A 20,648-nucleotide genomic window follows, 5' to 3' on the forward strand; every position below is an offset into this window, starting at 1 on the left:
ATGACCGCGCCATCCGTCATGGGTATCGCCGGCCGCCTTGCCGCACGTTTCCAGAACGCGAAGATCACGCCGCTGCTGGCGCTGGTGGCGTTGCTGCTCGGCTTTTTTGCCGTGCTGGTGACGCCGCGCGAGGAAGAGCCCCAAATCAACGTGACCATGGCCAATGTGTTGATTCCATTTCCGGGCGCGGCGGTGACCGATGTGGAGCAGATGGTGGCGGCGCCGGCCGAACAGGTCTTGTCCCAGATGGTGGGCGTTGAGCATGTGATGTCGGTGTCGCAGCCGGGCCTGGCGGTGCTCACCGTGCAATTCAAGGTCGGGGTGCCGCGCACCGAGGCGCTGGTGCGTCTTTACGACACCATCAATTCGAATGCGGACTGGCTGCCCAAGGGACTGGGTGTGCTCGATCCGATCATCAAGCCCAAGGGCATCGACGATGTGCCCATCGTCACCCTCACGCTGTTCAGCAAAAACCCCGCCACTGGCGCCTTCGACCTGGAGCGTGTGGCGCACAGCATTGAGTCGGACCTCAAACGTGTGCCGGGCACGCGCGAGGTGACGACCGTGGGCGGACCGGGGCGCGCGGTGCTGGTCGAGATGGATCCGGCGCGCATGACGGGCGCCGGCGTCACGGTACCCGACCTGCGTCAGGCACTGCAGTCGGCCAACCCCGGGTTGCCGATCGGGGATCTGATCACTGGCAACCGTGCGGTCGCCATCGACGCGGGCCCATTCCTGCGCCAGGCCAGCGAGGTGGCAGATCTGGTGGTTGGCGTGCACGGCGGTAAACCCGTGTTTCTGCGTGACGTGGCCAGCGTGCGCGACGGACCCTTGCCGCCGAATCGCTACGTCTGGTATGGCTCGGCCGCCAAAGACGGGAAAGCGGCGGCCGAATATCCAGCGGTCACGATAGCGATCACCAAAAAGGCGGGAGAAAACGCCATCGACGTGGCCGATGCGTTGATGCGCCGTGTCGAGGTCCTGCGCAACACGGTGATTCCGGCGGACGTGACCGTGGCCGAGACGCGCAACTATGGTGCCACGGCGAACGACAAGGCTGAAAAACTCATTCACAAGCTGCTGTTCGTGACCGCGCTGGTCGTGGCGCTGGTCTTCGTCGCGCTGGGCTGGCGTGAAGCGGCCATCGTCGGCAGCGCTGTGGTTCTGACACTGACGGTGACGCTGTTTGCCTCCTGGGCCTGGGGCTTCACGCTGAATCGGGTCTCGCTGTTCGCCCTGATCTTCTCGATCGGCATTCTGGTCGATGACGCCATCGTGGTGGTCGAAAACATTCACCGGCATCAGCAACAGTGCCCTGGAACGCCGCTCGCCGAGATCATCCCCGGCGCGGTCGATGAAGTCGGCGGTCCCACCATTCTCGCCACGCTGACGGTGATTGCCGCGCTGCTGCCGATGGCCTTCGTGTCCGGCCTGATGGGCCCCTACATGAGTCCGATCCCGATCAACGCCAGCATGGGCATGGCGCTGTCGCTGGCGATTGCCTTTACCGTCACGCCCTGGCTCGCGCGGCTGTGGCTGAAACCCACGCCGCCAGCCCCCGCGCAGGGTGAAGGGAGCCGCACTGTCGCCATGCATGCGGCCGGACAGGGCCTTGCAGCCCGGCTTGGCCCGCTGTTCGATCGGCTGTTCCGGCCCTTGCTCGACGACGCGCGCGGCTCGCGCCATCGACGCCGGCTTGCACTGGGCATTGCGCTGCTCATCGTGGCCTCGCTGGCGCTGCCCGCCACCAAACTGGTGCTGCTCAAGATGCTGCCTTTCGACAACAAGTCCGAGTTCCAGGTCATTGTGGACATGCCGGCTGGCACGCCGGTCGAGCAGACCGCGGCCGTACTGCACGAGCTGGGTGCCTACCTGGCCACGGTGCCCGAGGTGACCGACTACCAGGCCTACGCCGGCACCGCCGCACCGATCAATTTCAACGGTCTTGTGCGCCAATACTATCTGCGCAGCGGCGGCAACGTCGGGGACTTGCAGGTGAACCTGCTCGACAAGCAGTTGCGCAAGGAGCAAAGCCACGAGATAGCCACCCGCGTGCGTGCGGCGCTGCAGAAGATTGGACGGCAGTTTGGCGCCAACGTGAAGGTGGTTGAAGTCCCGCCGGGACCGCCGGTGCTCTCGCCGATCGTGGCCGAAATCTACGGGGCCGATGCCGGGGGCCGGCGCGAAGTCGCGAAGGCTGTGCGCGCCGTATTCGAGAAAACACCGGGGCTGGTTGATGTGGACGACAGCAGCATCGCGGTGGCCCCCAGGACGCTGCTGTTGGTGGAGCGCAGAAAAGCGGCGGTGCTGGGTGTGCCGCAGCAGGCGATCGTGGCCACGCTGCACGCCGGCCTGAGCGGCGAGGCAGCGACGTACCTGCACGACCAAAGCAAGTACCCGGCCGCCGCGATGCTCGAATTGCCCCCCGATCGCCAGGGCGACCTGAACACACTGCTGCAGCTCTCGGTACGCGGCGCCTCGGGCCAGCTGGTGCCGATCCGCGAGCTTGTCACGGTCACCGACACGGCGCGTGAACAGCCCGTTTATCACAAGGACCTGCTGCCCGTGAACTACGTTGTCGGCGACATGGCCGGCAAGGTCGACAGCCCCCTGTACGGTGTGTTTGCGATGCGCCGTGAACTGGCGAAAATCGTGACCCCGGGTGGTGGCCGGCTCGTCGAATATTTCATTCACCAGCCGCAAGACGCGTATCGCGACTACGCCCTCAAATGGGACGGCGAATCGCAAATCACCTACGAGACATTTCGCGACATGGGCGCGGCCTATGCCGTCGGGCTGATTCTGATCTATCTGCTGGTGGTGGCGCAGTTCGGCTCGTACCTGACGCCGCTGATCATCATGGCGCCGATTCCCCTGACGCTCATCGGCGTGATGCCCGGCCACGCCCTGCTCGGCGCGCAGTTCACCGCGACCAGCATGATCGGCATGATTGCACTGGCCGGCATCATTGTGCGCAACTCGATCCTGCTGGTCGATTTCATCAATTTGCAAGTGCGCGAGGGCGTACCTTTCAAACGAGCCGTGGTGCATTCCGCCACCGTGCGGGCGCAACCGATTTTGCTGACCGGGTTGGCCGCCATGCTCGGCGCCTTCTTCATCCTCGATGACCCGATCTTCAACGGGCTGGCAATCTCGCTGATCTTTGGCATCCTGGTCTCCACCGTGCTCACGCTGGTGGTGATCCCGACACTGTACTACGCGGCTTATCACCGCGTCTTTCAGCCAACCTCGCCAGCCCCTGGCGATTCCCCCACCCCACCTCAAGGAGTTTCATCATGACCTCATGGCAACTTGTGCGCCTGTTTGCGGGCGCATTTATTCTGCTTTCCCTCGCGCTGGGCATTCCAGGCAGCCCGATCTTTGTGAGTCAGTGGTGGCTTGCATTCACCGCGTTCGTGGGAGCCAACCTGCTGCAAAGCGCCTTCACGAAGTGGTGCATGCTCGAGATGATCCTGCGCAAGCTGGGCGCAACGTCCGGCAATTGAGACGCGGTGCGATGAAGCCGCTCAACGCACTGGCCGCTGCCGCCATGACCATCGTCATGGCCGGCGCGCCGCTGGCGGCCCGGGCCACCGATCTGCTCGATGTCTGGCATGCCGCCAGTGTGCATGATCCGGACGTCGCCATCGCGCAGTCTGCGCGCGAGGCCGGCGAAGCGCGCCGCGCACAGGCCTCGGCCTTGTGGCGGCCAACGGTGACCCTCAGTGGCAACGTGGCCCGCACGAGTGCAAACACCAGCACGGCGGGCGCCAACTTTTCCGCACCCGCCTTCGGCCAGTCCAACGGCGTGGCCTTCAACACCTCGATCAACGACGGCAACGCCAGCGGCTGGACACTCGAGGCCCGCCAGCCGCTGATCAGCCGCGAGCGACAGGCCCAGTCGCAACAACTGGATATCTCGGCGGATGCCGCCGATCTGGAGTGGCAGTCGAGCCGACAGGACTTGATGTTGCACACGGTACAACGCTATTTCGATGTGATCCTGGCACAGCGCAAACTGGATCTCCTGACGCGGCAGCACAGCGCGGTCGAGAGGGCGTGGGCGCAGGCAAAGGACCGTTTCGCGATAGGCGATGCGCCAGTCACGGACACCTACGAAGCATCGGCCCGTGCCGAAAGTCTGCGCGCGCAGGTGCTCGCCGCCGACAACGAACTTCAGCTCGCACGGACGGCGCTGTCCGATGCCACCGGCCTGGTGTCTCCGTCGCTTCAGATGCTGTCTCCCGGTGGCAGCGCCGTGCCCGGAGCATTGCCACCGCTGGCCCACTGGCTGGCACTGGCGGCGGACAGCAACCCCCAGCTGCGCCTGCAGTTGGCCAAGGCTCAGGCCGCCCGGGAGGAGACCGTCAAACTCAGCGCCGCCGCCTCAGCGAAGCTGGACCTTGTGGCGCAGGCTGGGGAGCAACGCCTGCGCGGCAGCGGCGACTTTGGCCCGGCCAGCAACACCACCCGCCAGGCGATGATCGGTGTGCAGTTGACCGTCCCGCTTTACACCGGCGGCTATCGCAGCGCGCGCCAGGCGGAAGCGCTGCACCTGGAGGACAAGGCGCTGGCCGAAGTGGACCGGACACGTCAGCAGATCAGCCAGCAAACACGGGCGGCCTGGCTCGGGCTGCAGGCGGGCAGTGCACGTATCAGCGCGCTGACTGAGTCACTCAAGGCGAGCCAGTCCCGGCTGGACGCGACACAACTCGGCCGTCAGGTCGGTGACCGCACCACGCTGGATCTGCTGAACGCCGAAAGCGACGCGAGCAATGCGGAGCTGGCGCTGCTGCAGGCCAGGGTGGACCTGCTGCTGAACCAGTTGCGCTTGCAGGCGCTGGCCGGTCAGCTCGATGAGGCCCGACTCGAGGCAGTGAACACCCTGCTGCAGCGCTGAGCAAGATCGATACGCCGGACAGACGAAAAGGTTTATTCACCGAAAGGAGACAACCATGGCTCATATCATCATCCTGGGCGCCGGCACCGGCGGCATGCCCGCAGCGTATGAATTGCGTGAGAAACTCGCAAAGACGCACCGCATCACCGTGGTCAACGCGGTGGACTATTTCCAGTTTGTGCCCTCCAATCCCTGGCTCGCGGTGGGCTGGCGTGAACGCGAGAACATCACCTTTCCGATCAAGCCCTACCTCGAGAAAAAGGGAATCGACTTTGTGGCGCAAGCGGTCACGCGCATTGATGCGGCCGGCAGCACGCTGGAGCTGCAGGACGGCAGCAGCCTCGCCTACGATTATCTGGTGATCACCACCGGTCCCAAGCTCTCATTTGACGAGGTGCCGGGCTCAGGTCCGGATGGCCACACGCATTCCATCTGCAACGTGGACCATGCCGGGCAGACCTGGACCGACTATCAAGCGTTCCTGAACAATCCCGGCCCGGTCATCGTCGGAGCCATGCCGGGTGCATCCTGTTTCGGGCCCGCCTATGAGTTCGCCTTTATTCTCAACCGGGATCTGCGGCGTCGCAAGCTGCGCAACAAGGTGCCCCTGACCTTTGTCACCAGCGAACCTTACATCGGTCACATGGGTCTGGGCGGTGTCGGCGATTCCAAATCGATGCTTGAGAGCGAATTTCGCAGCAACGACATCAAGTGGATCACCAATGCCAAAGTCACCAAAGTGGAAGCGGGCAAGATGTTCGTGACCGAAGTCGATGACAGCGGCAATGTGAAAAAGGAGCACGAGTTGCCGTTCAAGTTCAGCATGATGCTTCCGGCGTTCAAGGGGGTGGATCCGGTGGCGGCGGTGGAAGGGCTGTGCAACCCGCGCGGCTTCGTTCTGATAGACGAATTCCAGCGGAGCAGGAAATATACGAATATTTTTTCAGCCGGCGTGTGCGTGGCTATCCCGCCGGTGGAAGTCACCCCGGTGGCAACGGGTGCGCCCAAGACGGGCTACATGATCGAGACCATGGTCGGCGCCATCGTGCACAACATCTCAGCGGACCTGGCCGGCCAGCCCGCCACCACAAAAGCCAGCTGGAACGCCGTCTGCCTGGCCGACATGGGTGACACCGGTGCCGCCTTCGTGGCGCTGCCGCAGATTCCGCCGCGCAACGTCAACTGGTTCAAGAAGGGCAAGTGGGTGCACGTGGCCAAGATCGCCTTCGAGAAATATTTCTTGTACAAAATGAAGAATGGAAGCTCCGAGCCGATTTACGAAAAATACATGCTCAAGGCGCTTGGCATAGAGCGACTCGAGAAGTGACGAGCGCAGCCACGGCCAGATTTCATCCAGGATGGCCGCGTGCGCACGCGCTCAGCGGATGCGCGGCGGCGCCAGCAGCTGCTCGGGCGTGGTGAAGTAGGCGGCCGTCGCGCCGCGGCGTGCACGCGCCCGGGCCAGCTCGTGCCGCGCCACGCTGCGCAGGTGCACCTCGTCGGGCCCGTCCATCAGGTGCAGGGCACGGCCCCAAGTCCAGAAATACGCCAGCGGGGTGTCGGGCGACAGGCCCATGGCGCCGAACACCTGCATGGCACGGTCCACCACGCGGGTTTGCAGCCGCGCCGCCACCACCTTGATGCCGGCCACGTCGGCCCGGCTTTGCGCGCTCAGGTCCGCATGGGCGCCCTGGTCCAGCGCCCACGCGGCGCGCAGCACCAGCAGCCGCGCCTGGTCGATCTCCAGGCGCGACTCGGCGATCCACTCCTGCACGTTGGAAAAATCGGCCAGGTACTTGCCGAAGGCGCGGCGCTCGAGCGTGCGCTCGCAGGCCAGCGCCAGCGCGAGCTCGCACTGGCCGATGGTGCGCATGCAGTGGTGGATGCGGCCCGGCCCGAGCCGTGCCTGCGCCATCGCGAACCCCTCGCCTTCGGCTCCCAGCAGGTTCGCGGCCGGCACACGCACGTTCTGCAGCACGATTTCGCAATGCCCTTCGGGCGCGTGGTGCTGCATGATGGCAATGTTGCGCACCAGGCGCAGGCCGGGCGTGTCCATCGGCACCAGCACCAGGCTGTGCCGGCCGTGCTGTGGCACTTCGCCGCCGTCGCCGCCGCTCTCGCACATCACGATCAGCAGCCTGCAGTGCGGATGCGCGGCGCCGGTGATGAACCATTTGCGGCCATTGAGCACCAGCGCATCGCCATCATGGCGCAGCGTGGTCTGCAGGTTGGTCGGGTCGGACGAGGCCACGTCGGGCTCGGACATGGCGAAGGCCGAGCGCATCGTGCCGTGCAGCAGCGGGCCCAGCCATTGCGCACGCTGCGCCGGCGTGGCGAAGCGGTGCAGCAACTCGATGTTGCCGGTGTCGGGTGCGCTGCAGTTGAACACCTCGGAGGCCCATGGCAGGCGGCCCATGATCTCGGCCAGCGGCGCGTAGTCGAGGTTGCCCAGGCGTGTGCCGGGCTCGTCCTCGCGCAGTCCCGGCAGAAACAGGTTCCACAGCCCCTGCTCGCGCGCCAGTGTCTTCAGGTCTTCGAGAAACGGGGGCGGGTACAGCCCCTCGGCCACCGCTTGGTGCCAGGCGGCGTTGTAAGGCAGCACGTAGTGCGCCATGAAGTCTTCAAGACGCCGGCACAGGTCCTGGGCGCGCGGGGAAAGGTCGAAGTCCATGGGGCGTTGTCCTCTTACAGTCCGAGCGCGACAAACAGGCTGTCCATGCGCGCTGTCACATTCGCGTCCATGGCGATCGTGCGGCCCCACTCGCGCTGCGTTTCGCCGGGCCATTTGTTCGTGGCGTCGAGCCCCATCTTGCTGCCCAGGCCGCTGACGGGCGAGGCAAAGTCGAGGTAGTCGATGGGGGTGTTTTCAACCATCATGGTGTCGCGCACCGGGTCCATGCGGGTGGTGATGGCCCAGATCACTTCGCGCCAGTCGCGCACGTTGACGTCGTCATCGACCACGATGATGAACTTGGTGTACATGAACTGGCGCAGGTGGCTCCATACGCCCATCATCACGCGGCGGGCGTGGCCGGGGTAGGCCTTTCTGATTCGCACCACGGCCATGCGGTAACTGCAGCCTTCGGGCGGCAGATAAAAGTCGGTGATTTCCGGGAACTGGCGCTGCAGCAGCGGAATGAACAACTCGTTCAGCGCCATGCCCAGCACGGCCGGCTCATCGGGCGGCTTGCCAGTGTAGGTGGAGTGGTAAATCGGCTCGCGGCGCATGGTGATGCGGTCCACGGTGAACACCGGGAACTCGGCCTGCTCGTTGTAGTAGCCGGTGTGGTCGCCATACGGGCCTTCCAGCGCGTGCTGGTAGCCGCTGGCGTGAAGGGCGTCGGGGTAGATGTGGCCTTCGAGCACGATCTCTGCCGAGGCCGGCACGCGCAGCGGCACGCCCAGCGCTTTCACCACCTCGGTGCGGGCGCCGCGCAGCAGGCCGGCAAACTGGTATTCAGACAGGCTGTCGGGCACGGGCGTGACCGCGCCCAGGATGGTGGCCGGATCGGCGCCCAGCGCCACGGCGACCGGATAAGGCTGGCCGGGGTGCGCGGCGCAGTGATCGCGGAAATCCAGCGCGCCGCCGCGGTGCGCGAGCCAGCGCATGACGAGCTGGTTGCGTGAGAGGACTTGCTGGCGATAGATGCCCAGGTTTTGCCGCGCCTTGTGCGGTCCCTGCGTGATAACCAGGCCCCAGGTGATGAGCGGCGCGACGTCGCCGGGCCAGCAGTGCTGCACCGGCAGACGCGTCAAATCCACGTCCTGGCCTTCCCACACCACCTCCTGGCACGGTGCCGAACTACGCTCCCTGGGCGCCATGTGCCACAGGGTCTTGAGCAGGCGACCCAGACCGAGCATGTCCTTGAGGCCTTGCGGCGCCTCCGGCTCCCTGAGCGCCGCCAGTACATGGCCAAATACGCGCAGCTCGGCGAGGCTGCCCACGCCCATGGCGCGCGCCACCCGCGCCGGCGTGCCGAACAGGTTGCCCAGCACGGGCATGCTGTGGCCCGTGGGCTGCTCGAACAGCAGCGCCGGGCCGCCCGCGCGCAGCACGCGATCGCACAGCGCGGTCATCTCCAGGTAGGGCGAGACGGGCTCGGCGATGCGGCGCAGCTCGCCGCCCTGCTCCAGCTGGGCCATGAAGTCGCGCAGGTCACGGTAGGGCATGGCTGGTTTTACAAGCAAAAAGAGCCTGTAACGCTTGATGAATAAGCGCGAGCTGCTCTTTTTTTCATAGCAATCCGGGGATATCGGGGGCCGGCGCCGCCAGACCCTCCCAGCGCGGCGCGAGGTGGTGCGGAACGTCCAGCAGGTCGAGCACGCGCGCCACGCTGTGGTCCACGATCTCTGCCACGCTCGCAGGCCGCAGGTAGAACGCGGGCAGCGGCGGGCAGACGATGCCGCCCATCTCGGTCACGCTGACCATGTTGCGCAGATGGCCCAGGTGCAGCGGCGTCTCGCGCACCATGAGCACAAGGCGGCGGCGCTCTTTCAGCATCACGTCGGCGGCGCGTGTGAGCAGGTTGTCAGCCAGGCCGTGCGCCACCGCCGCCAGCGTGCGCATGGAGCATGGCGCCACCACCATGCCGGCACACTGAAACGAGCCGCTGGCAATGGCTGCACCCACGTTGCTCACGTCGTGCACCTGGTGTGCCAGCGCCTGCACGGCAGTGCGCTCCATGGCCAGTTCGTGCTGCAAGGTACGCCAGCCCGTCTCCGACACAACCAGATGCGATTCCACGCCCGGTGTGCGCTGCAGTACCTGCAGCAGGCGCACGCCATACACGGCACCGCTGGCGCCCGAGATGGCGATGATGAAGCGGCGCGGCAGCGACGCAGGACTCACCCATGACCCCTGCGTTGACCCACGACAGATGGCTCGCTGCGCCACGAAGGCGTCTTCGCATCTTGGGACGGCCCGGCAGTACTCATCGGGTCGCAGCGTCCGGCGCGCACGGGTCGTTGGCGGCTTGGGGTCCAGGCGGCAGGACGGCCGGGCTCGTATCCGCCGGGGCCGCAGCAGGCCGCGCGCCCAGTGGCGTCTGCTGCAGATCCTGCGTCACGCGCGCCAGCACGACGCGCGCCTGCCCGGGGTCGAAGTCTTCGTGCTGGCGCTTCTTGACGCCGTACTGCTGCAGCTGGTAGTGCCGGTCGGCGACGATGCCGTGGCGCGCCAGACTGCTCTTGACGCACACCAGCGGGCAGCCGTCCAGCGCAATGATCGGGCGCCCCGAACGCGCGGTTTTCACCAGCGCCTTGACGTCGCCACCGACGCCGGCGATGCACGACATTTCGGCGAGGCCCGTGCGGTCGAGCCGCACCGCCACATGGTTGGCCAGCTGCGCGGCGCTGGAGCAGCCGGAGCAGGAATACACCAGCGGACGGGGATCTTGTTCGCGATTCATGGCGAAGCTCCGGGGTGGGGTGCGCCGGAATGGAAGCCGCCGGCGGGCGGTGACTGGGACGAGCGGCCGGGCCGCAGCGCTGCCAGGCGCGCCAGCAACTGGCGCGGCGCCAGCTGCGCCAGGTCCAGCACGGGCAACTCCAGCGCGTCGAGTGTGTTCTTGACCACCAGCCCGAGCTCGGTGTCGCCTTCCATCGACAGGCGGCGGCTGAAAAACAGCGTGTCGGGGTCTTCCTGCCGCTGCGCCAGGCGTACGAAGTCGTGGGCACTGGCGCTGATGCACAGGTCGACGCTGTCCTGCGGCACGCGGGCGGCAAAGCCGCGCCCGTTCCAGGTGAAGTCAAAGGTCACGCGCGCATCACGCACATGAATGCGCAGGCGCTTGTGCAGCAGCCGCTCGCCCACATCCGGCGGCAACTGGCGCGCCAGGCCGGCATTGAGTGCCGCGACCAGTAGCACCGAGCCCGGATAGGGCGGCAGTCGCACCAGCACGGCACCGACCGGCCCGGGCAACAGGAAGGAAGACGGCTTGTTGTTCATGACACTCCGAAACGTCAGGCCACGTAGAACAGCACCGCGGCGAAGTGGCAGGCGCTGCCGCCCATCACGAACAGGTGCCACAGGCCGTGGCCATGCCGCAGCTTTTTGTCGGTCGCATAGAAAACGATGCCCACCGTGTAGCAGGCGCCGCCGGCCGCCAGCCAGGCGAAGCCATGGGGCGTCAGCGCTGCGAGCAGCGGCGAGATGGCGACCAGCGCAAGCCAGCCCATCAGCAGGTAAATGGCCAACGACGACACCCGCGCGCCCTTGGCCAGCCAGAATTCCTGCACGATGCCGAGCACGGCCAGGCCCCACTCCACGCCCAGCAGCGACCAGCCCCAGACGCCGCGCAGCGACACCAAGGCAAACGGCGTGTAGCTACCCGCAATCAAGAGGTAGATCGCACAGTGGTCAAGTTTGCGCAGCACGTTCTTGGCAGCGCCGCGCATACTGTGGTACAGCGTGGAGACCCCATACAGCACGATCAGCATGGCACCGTACACGCTGAAGCCGACAATCTTCCACGGGTCACCCAGGCGGGCGGCCAGCACCACCAGCAGCGCAGTGCCGAGTGCCGCCAGAGCCGCGCCGACCCCATGGCTGATGCTGTTGAACCTTTCGCCGTAGTACATGTGCTGTGGCCGTGTTTCAGGCCGTCGCCGGTTCGCCCGCGCTGGTGTGCTGCACCAGCCCCGGCAGGCCGTGCCAGTAGCCATTGCAGCCGGCGGCTGGCATGAGCGGCTGCAGCTGCGCGAGCGCCTCGTGTGGCGCCAGCGCATGCGTGCGTGCGGCGTGGAACACGTCGATCACCTCGCCCATGTGCTGCGACTGCGGGCTCAGGCGCACCACGTCCACACCAAGCGCGTGCATGTCGTCCAGCGCATCGACCAGGTTGTACACGCGCGCCGACTGTGTCTGCGTGCCGTTGAGCACGAGGAAGCCTTCCTTCTCGCGCGTGTTCAGCAGCAGGCCGTCGGGGTGGTCGATGCAGCTGAAGCGGCAGTCGTCCTTGGGCAGGTTGCGGTTGCGCGCCGTGAAGCAGCGCGCCGAATACGCCAGCGGCATGCGGCCGTAGGCAAACACCTCGGTTTGCAGGCCCGCCGGACGACCCGCCTGGATCACGGCCAGATCGTCCCGTTTCATCTCCAGCGGCATGACCCAGCGGCTGGCGCCCAGCGTGGCCATCCACTGCAGCGACGGCAGGTTGTACAGGTTCAGGTGCGGTCCGGCCACCCACGGCAGCTTGCCGGCCACAACATGCACGGCGCCCATGTCGTTGGCCTCGACAGCGCACAGGCCGTTGGCGGCAATCTTGTACAGCACGCTGACCTCCGAGCCCGATTCGATCAGCACCTGCGTGGACAACACCACCTCCTTGCCGGCGTCGATCAGCCGCGCGGCGATCTCCAGCCAGTCGGACAGCCGCAGCTCATGGCGGCGCGAACACACGGTTTCGCCGAGATAGACGATGTCCACCGGTGTGGCGGCGATGGCCTCGTAAAAGCGCATGACGCTGGCGTGCGGCCAGTAGTACTGCAGAGGGCCGAGCGAGAGTTTCATGGCGGCGTTCATTTCCAGGGCCGGTGGTAGGCCCCCAAAGTGTGTTGCTGGCCTTCGGCCACCTGGTCCAGGCTGGCCATCCAGGCCGCCTTGGGGGCGTAGCGGTGCGGGTTGCCCGTGCAGGCGTCGATGGCCTCACGCCACACCTGGGTCACCTGCGCCACATAGGCCGGGCTGCGCTGGCGACCTTCAATCTTGATGGCGCGCACGCCCATCTTGAGCAACTGCGGCAGCAACTCCAGCGTATTCAGGCTGGTGGGCTCCTCGATGGCGTAATAGTTTTCGTCATCACCCACGTCGAAGCGCCCCTTGCACAGCGTCGGGTACCCGGCGTTTTCGCCGGCGGCGTAGCGGTCGATCAGCACCCCGTTCAGGCGCGATTCAAGCCCCCTGGGTGTTTCCTGCCAGCGCACCGCCTTCGGGGGCGAACACACGCCATGCGTGTTGGGCGACTCGCCCGTCACATACGACGAGAGCGCGCAGCGCCCCTCGACCATCACACACAGACTGCCAAAGCCGAACACCTCGATCTCGACCAGAGTCTTGCCGATCACCTGCTCCACCTGCGCCAGCGACAGCACGCGCGGCAGCACGGCGCGCACCACGCCGAAATGCTGGCGGTAGAAGTTGATGGCCTCGTAATTGGTGGCCGAGCCCTGCACCGACAAATGCAGCCGCAGCGCGGGGTAGCGCGCGGCGGCGTACTGCATCAGGCCCGGATCCGCCAGGATCACGGCATCGACACCCAGGTCTGCGGCCTTGTCCAGCGCGGTGCGCCAGGGCTGAGGGTTGGACGCCTGCGGGTAGGTATTGAGCGCCATGAACACACGCGTGCCGCGCTCGTGCGCATAGCGAACGCCGCCGGCGATGGCGGCCTCGTCAAAGTTCAGGCCGGCGAAGTTGCGCGCGTTGGTGGCGTCGCGCAGGCCCAGGTAGACGCAGTCAGCGCCATGGTCGACGGCGGCCTTGAGGGCGGGCAGGCTGCCGGCCGGGCACACCAGTTGCATCGGCACCGCTGATGCGCCAGGCGCGTCAGCGGCATTCAGGTTGAGTACGGAATTCATGATGGAGTCCAGGTCAGCAGGAGCTGGCCGTGGCACCGCGGGCGGCTATCGCCCACGCGGCGCAACGAACAGCAGTCACGGTAGCAGACGCGGCCCCGGCTTTCATTGATGCAGGTCAAACGCTCAAGCCTTTCGAAGAGACCGGAGGGTTGCACACACAAGGCGATTCTGCGGAGACAATCGAGGCATGACAGCAAACACCATCGCACATCTGTGCAAGCAGCACGACGCGATGCTGCAGACCATGCAGCGCATGCGCCTCGCCATGCTTGCCGGCGACATCACATCTGCGCGCGCCGCGCGCGATGCGCTGCATGCCTTGCAGGCCGAGCATATTGCTGCCGAGGAGTCCGATCTCATCTCCCGGCTCGGCACGTCGGCGCGCTGGTCGGCCAAGGTCTATCTGGCCGAGCACGCCAAGCTGGCAGCGATGACCGAGGAGTGGCGCGCCCGCCTCGAAAGACTGCCTGCGCATACCGTCGAACCGGAGCGCCGCTTGGCCCTGCTCGACGCCTCACTGCCTTTGCAGCACCTGCTCGAACACCACTTCGAGCGCGAGGAAAAGGGCCTGTTCGTCGAAATCGCGGGCTGAGAGCATCACGGCGACGAGTCCGGACCATTGGCCGGACCCCCCCACACGACACCGATTCAGGCCGCCAGGCTGTCGCGGACCCGCTCGAGCCGCCCCTTGACTTCGCCCGCCAATGCGTCGATACCGGGCCGATCCACCAAACTCAATACCGCCCCGGGATCCATGAAGGAAACAATGACTTTGCCGTCGGCATTTTCGCGAACGACGACATTGCAAGGCAGGAGCAGCCCGATATCCGGGTCCAGCTCGATAGCCCGATGGGCCAGGGGAGGATTGCAGGCACCCAATATGCGATAGGGCCGCCCCTCGATATTGAGCTTGGCTTTCATGGTGGCCTGCACATCGATGTCGGAGAGCACACCAAACCCCTCCTTCTTCAGGGCATCGGTAACTTTATCAATGGCCGCCGCAAAGGGCAGGTCGATGGCGGTAGAAAATCCGTACATTGGGGCGTCCTTTCCAAAATAATCTGGGCTCTACTTTGCCAAGGATACTCGTGCAAGTTCTCCGCACTGACGCTCCGGCCCCGTTCAAAGCGCCAGACGAGCCCGCGCCTCGGCATACTCGCGCTTGAGCTGGGCGATGAAGTCGGCCGCGCTTTGCACCTTGCTGACCGCGCCAATGCCCTGGCCGCTGCCCCAGATGTCTTTCCAGGCCTTTTTGGCGTCGCCGCCGAAGTTCATCTTGCTCGGGTCGCTCTCGGGCAGCTTGTCGGGGTCCAGGCCGGCCGCGCGGATGCTCGGCGCCAGGTAGTTGCCGTGCACGCCGGTGAACAGGTTGCTGTAGACAATGTCGTCTGAGCTGCCCTGCACGATCGCCTGTTTATAGGCCTCGACCGCGCGCGCCTCTTCGGTCGCAATAAAGGCCGTGCCGATGTAGGCAAAGTCCGCGCCCATGGCCTGGGCAGCCAGCACCGCGGAGCCGGTCGAGATCGAGCCGCTGAGCGCAATCGGGCCGTCGAACCACGCGCGGATTTCCTGAATCAGCGCAAACGGGCTCTTCACCCCCGCATGGCCGCCCGCGCCGGCGGCGACGGCGATCAGGCCATCGGCGCCCTTTTCGATCGCCTTCTTCGCAAACTTGTTGTTGATGATGTCGTGCAGCACCACGCCGCCATAGCTGTGGATGGCGTCGTTCACGTCGGTGCGCGCGCCCAGCGAGGTGATGATGATTGGCACCTTGTACTTCACGACCATGTCCATGTCGTGTTCGAGCCGGTCGTTGCTCTTGTGCACGATCTGGTTGATGGCGAACGGTGCGGCCGGCTTGTCAGGGTGTGCCTTGTCCCAGGCCGCCAGCGTCTCGGTGATCTCGGCCAGCCATTCATCCAGTTGCGCGGCGGGGCGCGCGTTGAGTGCCGGCATCGCGCCCACCACGCCGTTGATGCACTGGGCAATCACCAGCTTGGGGTTGCTGATGATGAACAGCGGCGAGCCGATCACGGGGAACGGCAGCTGGTTCAGCGGCGGCGGCAATCTGGACATGGAATCTCCGTTAACACAGTATTTTGAATTTATAAATGAAAACGGCTGTAGCCCATGTCAATCGGGCGACAGCCGCTATGCTATTAATAGCAAATCAAAACGCGTCGAGCGCCAGCGCCGTCACGCTGTCGGCACCTTCCACAATGCTGTTGCGCTGCCCCGGCGCCTTGGCCAGCAGATGGTCTGCGTAGAAGCGCGCGGTGGTGATCTTGGCCTGCATGAAGCCGGCATCGATGCCTTTGGCCAGTTCGTCCTCAGCCACCATCAAAGCCCGTGCCATCTGCCAGCCTGCCATCAGGTTGCCGGCCAGCAGGAGGTAGGGCACGCTGCCGGCAAACACGGCATTGGGCGAGGCCTTGGTGTTGTTGGCCACGAAATCCACCACATCGAGGAAAGCCTCACGCGCAGCCTGCAGGCGGGCGGCCACGGCCCGTCCGGTGGCGCTGGGACGCTTCTTAAGTTCGGCTTCGGTGGCTTCAATCTGTTGGGCGATCGCCTTGGCGGTCTGGCCGCCGTCGCGTGCCGTCTTGCGGCCCACCAGGTCGTTCGCCTGGATCGCGGTGGTGCCTTCATAGATGGTCAGGATTTTCGCGTCGCGGTAGTACTGCGCCGCACCGGTTTCCTCGATGAAACCCATGCCGCCGTGCACCTGCACGCCCAGCGAGGTGACCTCCAGGCTCATCTCGGTGCTGTAGCCCTTGACCAGCGGCACCATGTATTCATAGAACGCCTGGTTCTGCTTGCGCACCTCGGCATCGGGGTGGTGGTGCGATACATCGTACGCGGCCGCCGCGACCGAGGCCATGGCGCGGCAGCCCTGCGTGTAGGCGCGCATGGTCATGAGCATGCGCCGCACATCGGGATGGTGGATGATGGGTGCGCTGGCATTGATCGATCCATCCACCGGGCGCGACTGCACGCGCTCCTTGGCAAACGCCGCGGCCTTCTGGTAGGCGCGCTCGGCAATCGCGATGCCCTGCATGCCCACGGCGTAGCGTGCCGAATTCATCATGATGAACATGTATTCGAGGCCACGGTTCTCCTGGCCCACCAGGTAGCCCACGGCGCCGCCATGGTCGCCAAACTGCAGCACGGCGGTCGGCGAGGCCTTGATGCCCAGCTTGTGCTCGATGCTGACACAGTGCACGTCGTTGCGCGCGCCCAGGGAACCGTCCTTGCCCACCATGAACTTCGGCACGACGAACAGGCTGATGCCCTTCACGCCTTCGGGCGCGCCGGTGACGCGGGCCAGCACCAGGTGCACGATGTTGTCGGCCATGTCGTGCTCACCGTAGGTGATGAAGATCTTGGTGCCGAACACCTTGTAGGTGCCGTCAGCCTGAGGCTCGGCACGGCTGCGCACGGCCGCCAGATCGGAGCCGGCCTGCGGCTCGGTCAGGTTCATGGTGCCGGTCCACTGGCCGCTGACCATCTTTTCCAGATAGATGGCCTTGAGCTCGTCGGAGCCCGCGGTGAGCAGCGCCTCGATGGCGCCATCGGTCAGCAGCGGGCACAGCGCAAAGCTCATGTTGGCCGAATTGAGCATTTCGCCGCAGGCCGCACCAATGGTCTTGGGCAGGCCCTGTCCGCCAAAGTCCGTCGGATGCTGCAAGCCCTGCCAGCCGCCTTCGCCGTACTGTTTGAAGGCCTGCTTGAAACCCGGCGTGGTGGTCACGACACCGTCGCGCCACGACGACGGGTTCTTGTCGCCCTCCCAGTTGAGCGGCGCCACCACACCTTCATTGAACCTGGCGCATTCTTCCAGCACGGCCTGGGCAGTCTCAAGGCCGGCCTCTTCGAAGCCGGGCATCCGCGCGACCTGGTCGATGTTGGCCAGGTGCTGGATGTCGAACAGCATGTCCTTGGTGGGGGCGATGTAGCTCATGTCTTGTCTCCGGATATCGTGTTGTCCAAAAAGCTCGCCGAATCCGTTACAGCGCCTTCACCAGCTCCGGCACGGCGGTGAACAGATCAGCCACCAGCCCATAGTCGGCCACCGAGAAGATCGGCGCTTCTTCATCCTTGTTGATCGCCACGATCACCTTGGAGTCCTTCATGCCCGCCAGGTGCTGGATCGCCCCGGAGATGCCCACAGCCACATACAGCTGGGGCGCCACAATCTTGCCGGTCTGCCCGACCTGCCAGTCGTTGGGCGCATAGCCGGCATCGACCGCCGCGCGACTCGCCCCCATGGCCGCCCCCAGCTTGTCCGCCAGCGGCGTGATGACCTCGCTGAACTTCTCGGCACTGCCCAGCGCGCGCCCGCCGGAGACGATGATCTTGGCGGCAGTCAACTCGGGCCGGTCGTTCTTGGCAATCTCGCTGCCCATGAAGGTCGACTTGCCGCTGTCGGGTGTGGCGCTGATGGCCTCCACCGCGGCGCTGCCACCGCTGCTGGGGGCCGGGTCAAAGCCCGTGGTGCGCACCGTGATCACCTTGGTGGCGTCACTGCTTTGCACGATGGCAATGGCGTTGCCGGCATAGATCGGGCGCTCGAAGGTGTCCGGGCTGTCCACCTTGCTGATGTCGCTGATCTGGGCCACGTCGAGTTTGGCGGCCACGCGCGGCGCGATGTTCTTGCCGCTGGCCGTGGCCGGGAACAGGATGTGGCTGTAATTGGCGGCAATGGCCAGCACCTGGGCGGCGACGTTCTCAGCCAGGCCGTGCGCGAGGTAGTCGCCCTCTGTGTGCAGGACCTTGGTCACGCCGGTGATCTGGGCTGCAGCGGCAGCAGCGGCGCCGGCATTGTGGCCGGCCACCAGCACGTGCACCTCACCGCCACACTGGGCGGCAGCGGTCACGGTGTTGAAGGTGGCGCCCTTGAGGTGGGCGTTGTCGTGTTCGGCAATAACAAGTGCGGTCATGGTGGTTCTCCGTCTTTTTAGATGACTTTGGCTTCGTTCTTGAGTTTGTCCACCAGGGTGGCGACGTCGGGCACCTTGATGCCGGCGCTGCGCTTCGGGGGTTCCGAGACCTTGAGGGTTTTCAGGCGCGGGCTCACGTCAACGCCCAGGTCCTCGGGTTTGTAGGTGTCGAGCTGCTTTTTCTTGGCCTTCATGATGTTGGGCAGGGTCACGTAGCGCGGCTCGTTCAGGCGCAGGTCGGTGGTGACGATGGCGGGCAGGCTGATGGACAGGGTTTCCAGGCCGCCGTCGACTTCGCGCGTGACCTGGGCCCGGCCGTCGACCACCTCGACCTTGCTGGCGAAGGTGGCTTGGGGCAGATCGGCCAGTGCAGCGAGCATCTGGCCGGTCTGGTTGCAGTCGTCGTCGATGGCCTGCTTGCCCAGGATGATCAGGCCAGGCTGTTCCTTGTCGAACAGGGCCTTGAGCAGTTTGGCCACCGCCAGGGGTTGCAGTTCCACGTCGGTTTGCACCAGGATGGCGCGGTCGGCCCCGATGGCCATGGCGGTGCGCAGGGTCTCCTGGCACTGCTGCACGCCGCACGAGACGGCGATGACCTCAGAAGCAATGCCTTTTTCTTTCAGGCGAACCGCCTCTTCGACGGCGATCTCGTCAAAGGGGTTCATGCTCATCTTGACGTTGGCGATGTCCACGCCCGTGCCGTCCGATTTGACGCGCACCTTGACGTTGTAGTCGACCACGCGCTTGACTGCTACCAGGACCTTCATGATTGCGGCTCCATTGAGTTATTAAATAGACGTTGTTGTAACCCTGTCGATTCTATGCGGCGAAGCATCAACGCCACGTGACGGCGCGGGGCCTGCGTTCGGGGTTACAAACAAAACCGAACGACCGTGCTTTTATTATAAATACGCCACGCCACTGGATTCGAACCCGGCCCTGGGCCGTGCGCCTGGCCGCCGACAATTACCCGACCAATCGGTTGGCTAATTCGGGTAAGTCATGACGTTCGAGGCGCCATAACCCTCTTATAGTTGGGCCCAGTAAATTCAGAGATTGGAAAAACCATGTTCAAACAGCTCCTACTTGCATCTGCCGTTGCCCTGTCGGTCCTGCCCCTCGCGGCGAACGCCCAAATCAAAGTGGGCGTCACCATTTCCACTACCGGGCCGGCGGCCTCGTTGGGGATTCCCGAGAAAATGGCGTTTGCCGTCATGCCGAAGGAAATTGCGGGTCAAAAAGTGGAGTACATCGTGCTGGATGACGCCTCCGACCCGGTGGCGGCCGTCAAGAACACCCGCAAGTTCGTGTCGGAAGACAAGGTGGACGTGATTGCGGGTTCGTCCACCACGCCCGCCAGCCTGGCGATGATCGACGTGGCGGCCGATTCGAAGACGCCCATGATCTCCATCGCGTCGTCCATAGCCATCGTCGATCCGGTGGATGCCAAGCGGTTCTGGGTGTTCAAGACGCCGCAGACCGATGCCATCATGTTGACGGCCGTGACGGCCCACATGGCCGATCATGGCGTGAAAACGGTGGGCCTGATCGGCTTCAATGATGCGTACGGCGAAGGCGTCATGAAGGAGTTCAACACGCTGTCCGGACTGCATCACCTCAAGGTCGTGGCGGAAGAGCGGTACAAGCGCAACGACACCAGCGTGATCGGTCAGGCGCTCAAGATCATGGAAGCCAATCCTGACGCGGTCCTGATCGCGGCCTCAGGCACGCCTGGAGCACTGCCTGCCAGCACCCTGCGGGATCGCGGCTACAAGGGCAAGATCTACTTCACCGACGGCATCATCAACCAGGACTTCCTGCGTGTCGGCGGCAAGGCCGTAGACGGCGCATTCCTGCCGGCCGGCCCGTTCGTGGTAGCGAAGCAGTTGCCCGACAGCAACCCGATCAAGAAGGTGTCGCTGGAGTTCATCAAGCGGTACGATGCCGCCTACCCGAAGAGCCCGGCGAACTCGTTCTCGGCACATGCCTGGAATGTATATCTGTTGCTCAAGAATGCGATTCCGGTAGCGCTCAAGACGGCCAAGCCCGGCACCGAGGCATTCCGCAGCGCGCTGCGCGATGCGCTGGAGAACACCACGAATCTGGTTACCACGCACGGCATCATGAACATGAGCAAGACGGACCACATGGGGTTCGATCAGCGCTCGCGCGTCATGGTGGAAATCGTGAACGGCCAGTGGAAGCTCGTCCAGTAGAGTCTCCCCATCCCGTTCTGC

The 20,648-nt window shown here is 65.0% G+C and carries 19 protein-coding genes; 6 read left to right on the forward strand and 13 right to left on the reverse strand.

The features are described 5' to 3' along the window. Genes EUB48_RS13235 through EUB48_RS13250 form a run of 4 tightly spaced genes read left to right on the forward strand, consistent with a single transcriptional unit; the run spans nucleotide 1 to nucleotide 6,227 of the window. The gene (locus tag EUB48_RS13235; RefSeq protein ID WP_244618197.1) at nucleotides 1-3,300 is read left to right on the forward strand and encodes an efflux RND transporter permease subunit; all 3,300 of its coding nucleotides are present in this window, start codon (nucleotides 1-3) and stop codon (nucleotides 3,298-3,300) included. Further along, entirely contained in the window at nucleotides 3,297-3,506 is a 210-nt protein-coding gene (locus tag EUB48_RS13240) for a YgaP family membrane protein (protein ID WP_142819560.1), read from the forward strand. Before EUB48_RS13235 ends, EUB48_RS13240 begins: the two co-directional genes overlap by 4 nt. Before the next feature lie 11 nt (nucleotides 3,507-3,517). Beyond that, nucleotides 3,518-4,900: a TolC family outer membrane protein gene (locus tag EUB48_RS13245; RefSeq protein ID WP_244618198.1), complete on the forward strand. Its 1,383-nt coding sequence runs from the start codon at nucleotides 3,518-3,520 to the stop codon at nucleotides 4,898-4,900. Between the two features lie 55 nt (nucleotides 4,901-4,955). Then, the gene (locus tag EUB48_RS13250; protein ID WP_142819561.1) at nucleotides 4,956-6,227 is read left to right on the forward strand and encodes an NAD(P)/FAD-dependent oxidoreductase; all 1,272 of its coding nucleotides are present in this window, start codon (nucleotides 4,956-4,958) and stop codon (nucleotides 6,225-6,227) included. Between the two features lie 51 nt (nucleotides 6,228-6,278). Here the strand turns inward: EUB48_RS13250 and EUB48_RS13255 are convergent, their stop codons facing one another. The 8 genes from EUB48_RS13255 to ubiU all read right to left on the reverse strand — a co-directional run bounded on the left by EUB48_RS13255 (nucleotide 6,279) and on the right by ubiU (nucleotide 13,471). Beyond that, complete coding sequence (locus EUB48_RS13255) at nucleotides 6,279-7,571, reverse strand: acyl-CoA dehydrogenase family protein (protein ID WP_142819562.1); 1,293 nt, start codon at nucleotides 7,569-7,571, stop codon at nucleotides 6,279-6,281. Nucleotides 7,572-7,585: 14 nt separating this feature from the next. Beyond that, entirely contained in the window at nucleotides 7,586-9,070 is a 1,485-nt protein-coding gene (gene ubiD / locus EUB48_RS13260; RefSeq protein ID WP_142819563.1) for a 4-hydroxy-3-polyprenylbenzoate decarboxylase, read from the reverse strand. Nucleotides 9,071-9,134: 64 nt separating this feature from the next. Then, entirely contained in the window at nucleotides 9,135-9,749 is a 615-nt protein-coding gene (locus EUB48_RS13265; RefSeq protein ID WP_142819564.1) for a UbiX family flavin prenyltransferase, read from the reverse strand. Nucleotides 9,750-9,831: 82 nt separating this feature from the next. Then, nucleotides 9,832-10,308: a putative zinc-binding protein gene (locus EUB48_RS13270; protein ID WP_142819565.1), complete on the reverse strand. Its 477-nt coding sequence runs from the start codon at nucleotides 10,306-10,308 to the stop codon at nucleotides 9,832-9,834. Beyond that, on the reverse strand, nucleotides 10,305-10,847 hold the full coding sequence (gene ubiT / locus EUB48_RS13275) for a ubiquinone anaerobic biosynthesis accessory factor UbiT (protein ID WP_142819566.1): 543 nt from the start codon (nucleotides 10,845-10,847) through the stop codon (nucleotides 10,305-10,307). Before ubiT ends, EUB48_RS13270 begins: the two co-directional genes overlap by 4 nt. A gap of 14 nt (nucleotides 10,848-10,861) precedes the next feature. Further along, nucleotides 10,862-11,479: a PAQR family membrane homeostasis protein TrhA gene (gene trhA, locus EUB48_RS13280; RefSeq protein WP_142819567.1), complete on the reverse strand. Its 618-nt coding sequence runs from the start codon at nucleotides 11,477-11,479 to the stop codon at nucleotides 10,862-10,864. 16 nt (nucleotides 11,480-11,495) lie between these two features. Continuing rightward, nucleotides 11,496-12,407, reverse strand: coding sequence for a ubiquinone anaerobic biosynthesis protein UbiV (gene ubiV / locus EUB48_RS13285; RefSeq protein WP_142819568.1), 912 nt, complete (start codon nucleotides 12,405-12,407; stop codon nucleotides 11,496-11,498). A gap of 8 nt (nucleotides 12,408-12,415) precedes the next feature. Continuing rightward, on the reverse strand, nucleotides 12,416-13,471 hold the full coding sequence (gene ubiU / locus EUB48_RS13290) for a ubiquinone anaerobic biosynthesis protein UbiU (RefSeq protein ID WP_142819569.1): 1,056 nt from the start codon (nucleotides 13,469-13,471) through the stop codon (nucleotides 12,416-12,418). A gap of 187 nt (nucleotides 13,472-13,658) precedes the next feature. Here ubiU and EUB48_RS13295 point away from each other — a divergent pair, with 187 nt between their 5' ends. Further along, on the forward strand, nucleotides 13,659-14,063 hold the full coding sequence (locus EUB48_RS13295; RefSeq protein ID WP_142819570.1) for a hypothetical protein: 405 nt from the start codon (nucleotides 13,659-13,661) through the stop codon (nucleotides 14,061-14,063). A gap of 56 nt (nucleotides 14,064-14,119) precedes the next feature. Here the strand turns inward: EUB48_RS13295 and EUB48_RS13300 are convergent, their stop codons facing one another. The 5 genes from EUB48_RS13300 to EUB48_RS13320 all read right to left on the reverse strand — a co-directional run bounded on the left by EUB48_RS13300 (nucleotide 14,120) and on the right by EUB48_RS13320 (nucleotide 19,178). Continuing rightward, complete coding sequence (locus EUB48_RS13300; protein ID WP_142819571.1) at nucleotides 14,120-14,509, reverse strand: DUF302 domain-containing protein; 390 nt, start codon at nucleotides 14,507-14,509, stop codon at nucleotides 14,120-14,122. A gap of 84 nt (nucleotides 14,510-14,593) precedes the next feature. Next, nucleotides 14,594-15,547, reverse strand: coding sequence for an NAD(P)H-dependent flavin oxidoreductase (locus EUB48_RS13305; protein ID WP_142819572.1), 954 nt, complete (start codon nucleotides 15,545-15,547; stop codon nucleotides 14,594-14,596). A 94-nt stretch (nucleotides 15,548-15,641) separates the two neighbouring features. Continuing rightward, entirely contained in the window at nucleotides 15,642-17,432 is a 1,791-nt protein-coding gene (locus tag EUB48_RS13310; protein WP_142819573.1) for an acyl-CoA dehydrogenase, read from the reverse strand. 46 nt (nucleotides 17,433-17,478) lie between these two features. Continuing rightward, nucleotides 17,479-18,411 carry an electron transfer flavoprotein subunit alpha/FixB family protein gene (locus EUB48_RS13315; protein ID WP_142819574.1) on the reverse strand — a complete coding sequence of 311 codons (933 nt, stop codon included), beginning with the start codon at nucleotides 18,409-18,411 and terminating at the stop codon, nucleotides 17,479-17,481. A 17-nt stretch (nucleotides 18,412-18,428) separates the two neighbouring features. Then, entirely contained in the window at nucleotides 18,429-19,178 is a 750-nt protein-coding gene (locus tag EUB48_RS13320) for an electron transfer flavoprotein subunit beta/FixA family protein (RefSeq protein ID WP_142819575.1), read from the reverse strand. Between the two features lie 300 nt (nucleotides 19,179-19,478). Between EUB48_RS13320 and EUB48_RS13325 the strand changes: the two genes are divergently transcribed. After that, complete coding sequence (locus tag EUB48_RS13325; RefSeq protein ID WP_142819576.1) at nucleotides 19,479-20,627, forward strand: ABC transporter substrate-binding protein; 1,149 nt, start codon at nucleotides 19,479-19,481, stop codon at nucleotides 20,625-20,627. Nucleotides 20,628-20,648: the final 21 nt, after the last annotated feature.

It is taken from the genome of Rhodoferax sediminis, assembly GCF_006970865.1.
GTDB lineage: Bacteria > Pseudomonadota > Gammaproteobacteria > Burkholderiales > Burkholderiaceae_C > Rhodoferax_A > Rhodoferax_A sediminis.

Excerpts from the sequence above, each read along its gene's own strand:
- EUB48_RS13315 (WP_142819574.1), bottom strand. The coding sequence starts at position 18,411 with ATGACCGCACTTGTTATTGCCGAACACGACAACGCCCACCTCAAGGGC.
- EUB48_RS13300 (WP_142819571.1), bottom strand. The coding sequence starts at position 14,509 with ATGTACGGATTTTCTACCGCCATCGACCTGCCCTTTGCGGCGGCCATT.
- trhA (WP_142819567.1), bottom strand. The coding sequence starts at position 11,479 with ATGTACTACGGCGAAAGGTTCAACAGCATCAGCCATGGGGTCGGCGCG.
- EUB48_RS13270 (WP_142819565.1), bottom strand. The coding sequence starts at position 10,308 with ATGAATCGCGAACAAGATCCCCGTCCGCTGGTGTATTCCTGCTCCGGC.
- EUB48_RS13255 (WP_142819562.1), bottom strand. The coding sequence starts at position 7,571 with ATGGACTTCGACCTTTCCCCGCGCGCCCAGGACCTGTGCCGGCGTCTT.
- EUB48_RS13305 (WP_142819572.1), bottom strand. The coding sequence starts at position 15,547 with ATGTCCAGATTGCCGCCGCCGCTGAACCAGCTGCCGTTCCCCGTGATC.
- ubiV (WP_142819568.1), bottom strand. The coding sequence starts at position 12,407 with ATGAAACTCTCGCTCGGCCCTCTGCAGTACTACTGGCCGCACGCCAGC.
- ubiD (WP_142819563.1), bottom strand. The coding sequence starts at position 9,070 with ATGCCCTACCGTGACCTGCGCGACTTCATGGCCCAGCTGGAGCAGGGC.
- EUB48_RS13245 (WP_244618198.1), top strand. The coding sequence starts at position 3,518 with ATGAAGCCGCTCAACGCACTGGCCGCTGCCGCCATGACCATCGTCATG.
- ubiT (WP_142819566.1), bottom strand. The coding sequence starts at position 10,847 with ATGAACAACAAGCCGTCTTCCTTCCTGTTGCCCGGGCCGGTCGGTGCC.
- ubiU (WP_142819569.1), bottom strand. The coding sequence starts at position 13,471 with ATGAATTCCGTACTCAACCTGAATGCCGCTGACGCGCCTGGCGCATCA.
- EUB48_RS13325 (WP_142819576.1), top strand. The coding sequence starts at position 19,479 with ATGTTCAAACAGCTCCTACTTGCATCTGCCGTTGCCCTGTCGGTCCTG.
- EUB48_RS13250 (WP_142819561.1), top strand. The coding sequence starts at position 4,956 with ATGGCTCATATCATCATCCTGGGCGCCGGCACCGGCGGCATGCCCGCA.
- EUB48_RS13235 (WP_244618197.1), top strand. The coding sequence starts at position 1 with ATGACCGCGCCATCCGTCATGGGTATCGCCGGCCGCCTTGCCGCACGT.
- EUB48_RS13310 (WP_142819573.1), bottom strand. The coding sequence starts at position 17,432 with ATGAGCTACATCGCCCCCACCAAGGACATGCTGTTCGACATCCAGCAC.
- EUB48_RS13240 (WP_142819560.1), top strand. The coding sequence starts at position 3,297 with ATGACCTCATGGCAACTTGTGCGCCTGTTTGCGGGCGCATTTATTCTG.
- EUB48_RS13320 (WP_142819575.1), bottom strand. The coding sequence starts at position 19,178 with ATGAAGGTCCTGGTAGCAGTCAAGCGCGTGGTCGACTACAACGTCAAG.
- EUB48_RS13295 (WP_142819570.1), top strand. The coding sequence starts at position 13,659 with ATGACAGCAAACACCATCGCACATCTGTGCAAGCAGCACGACGCGATG.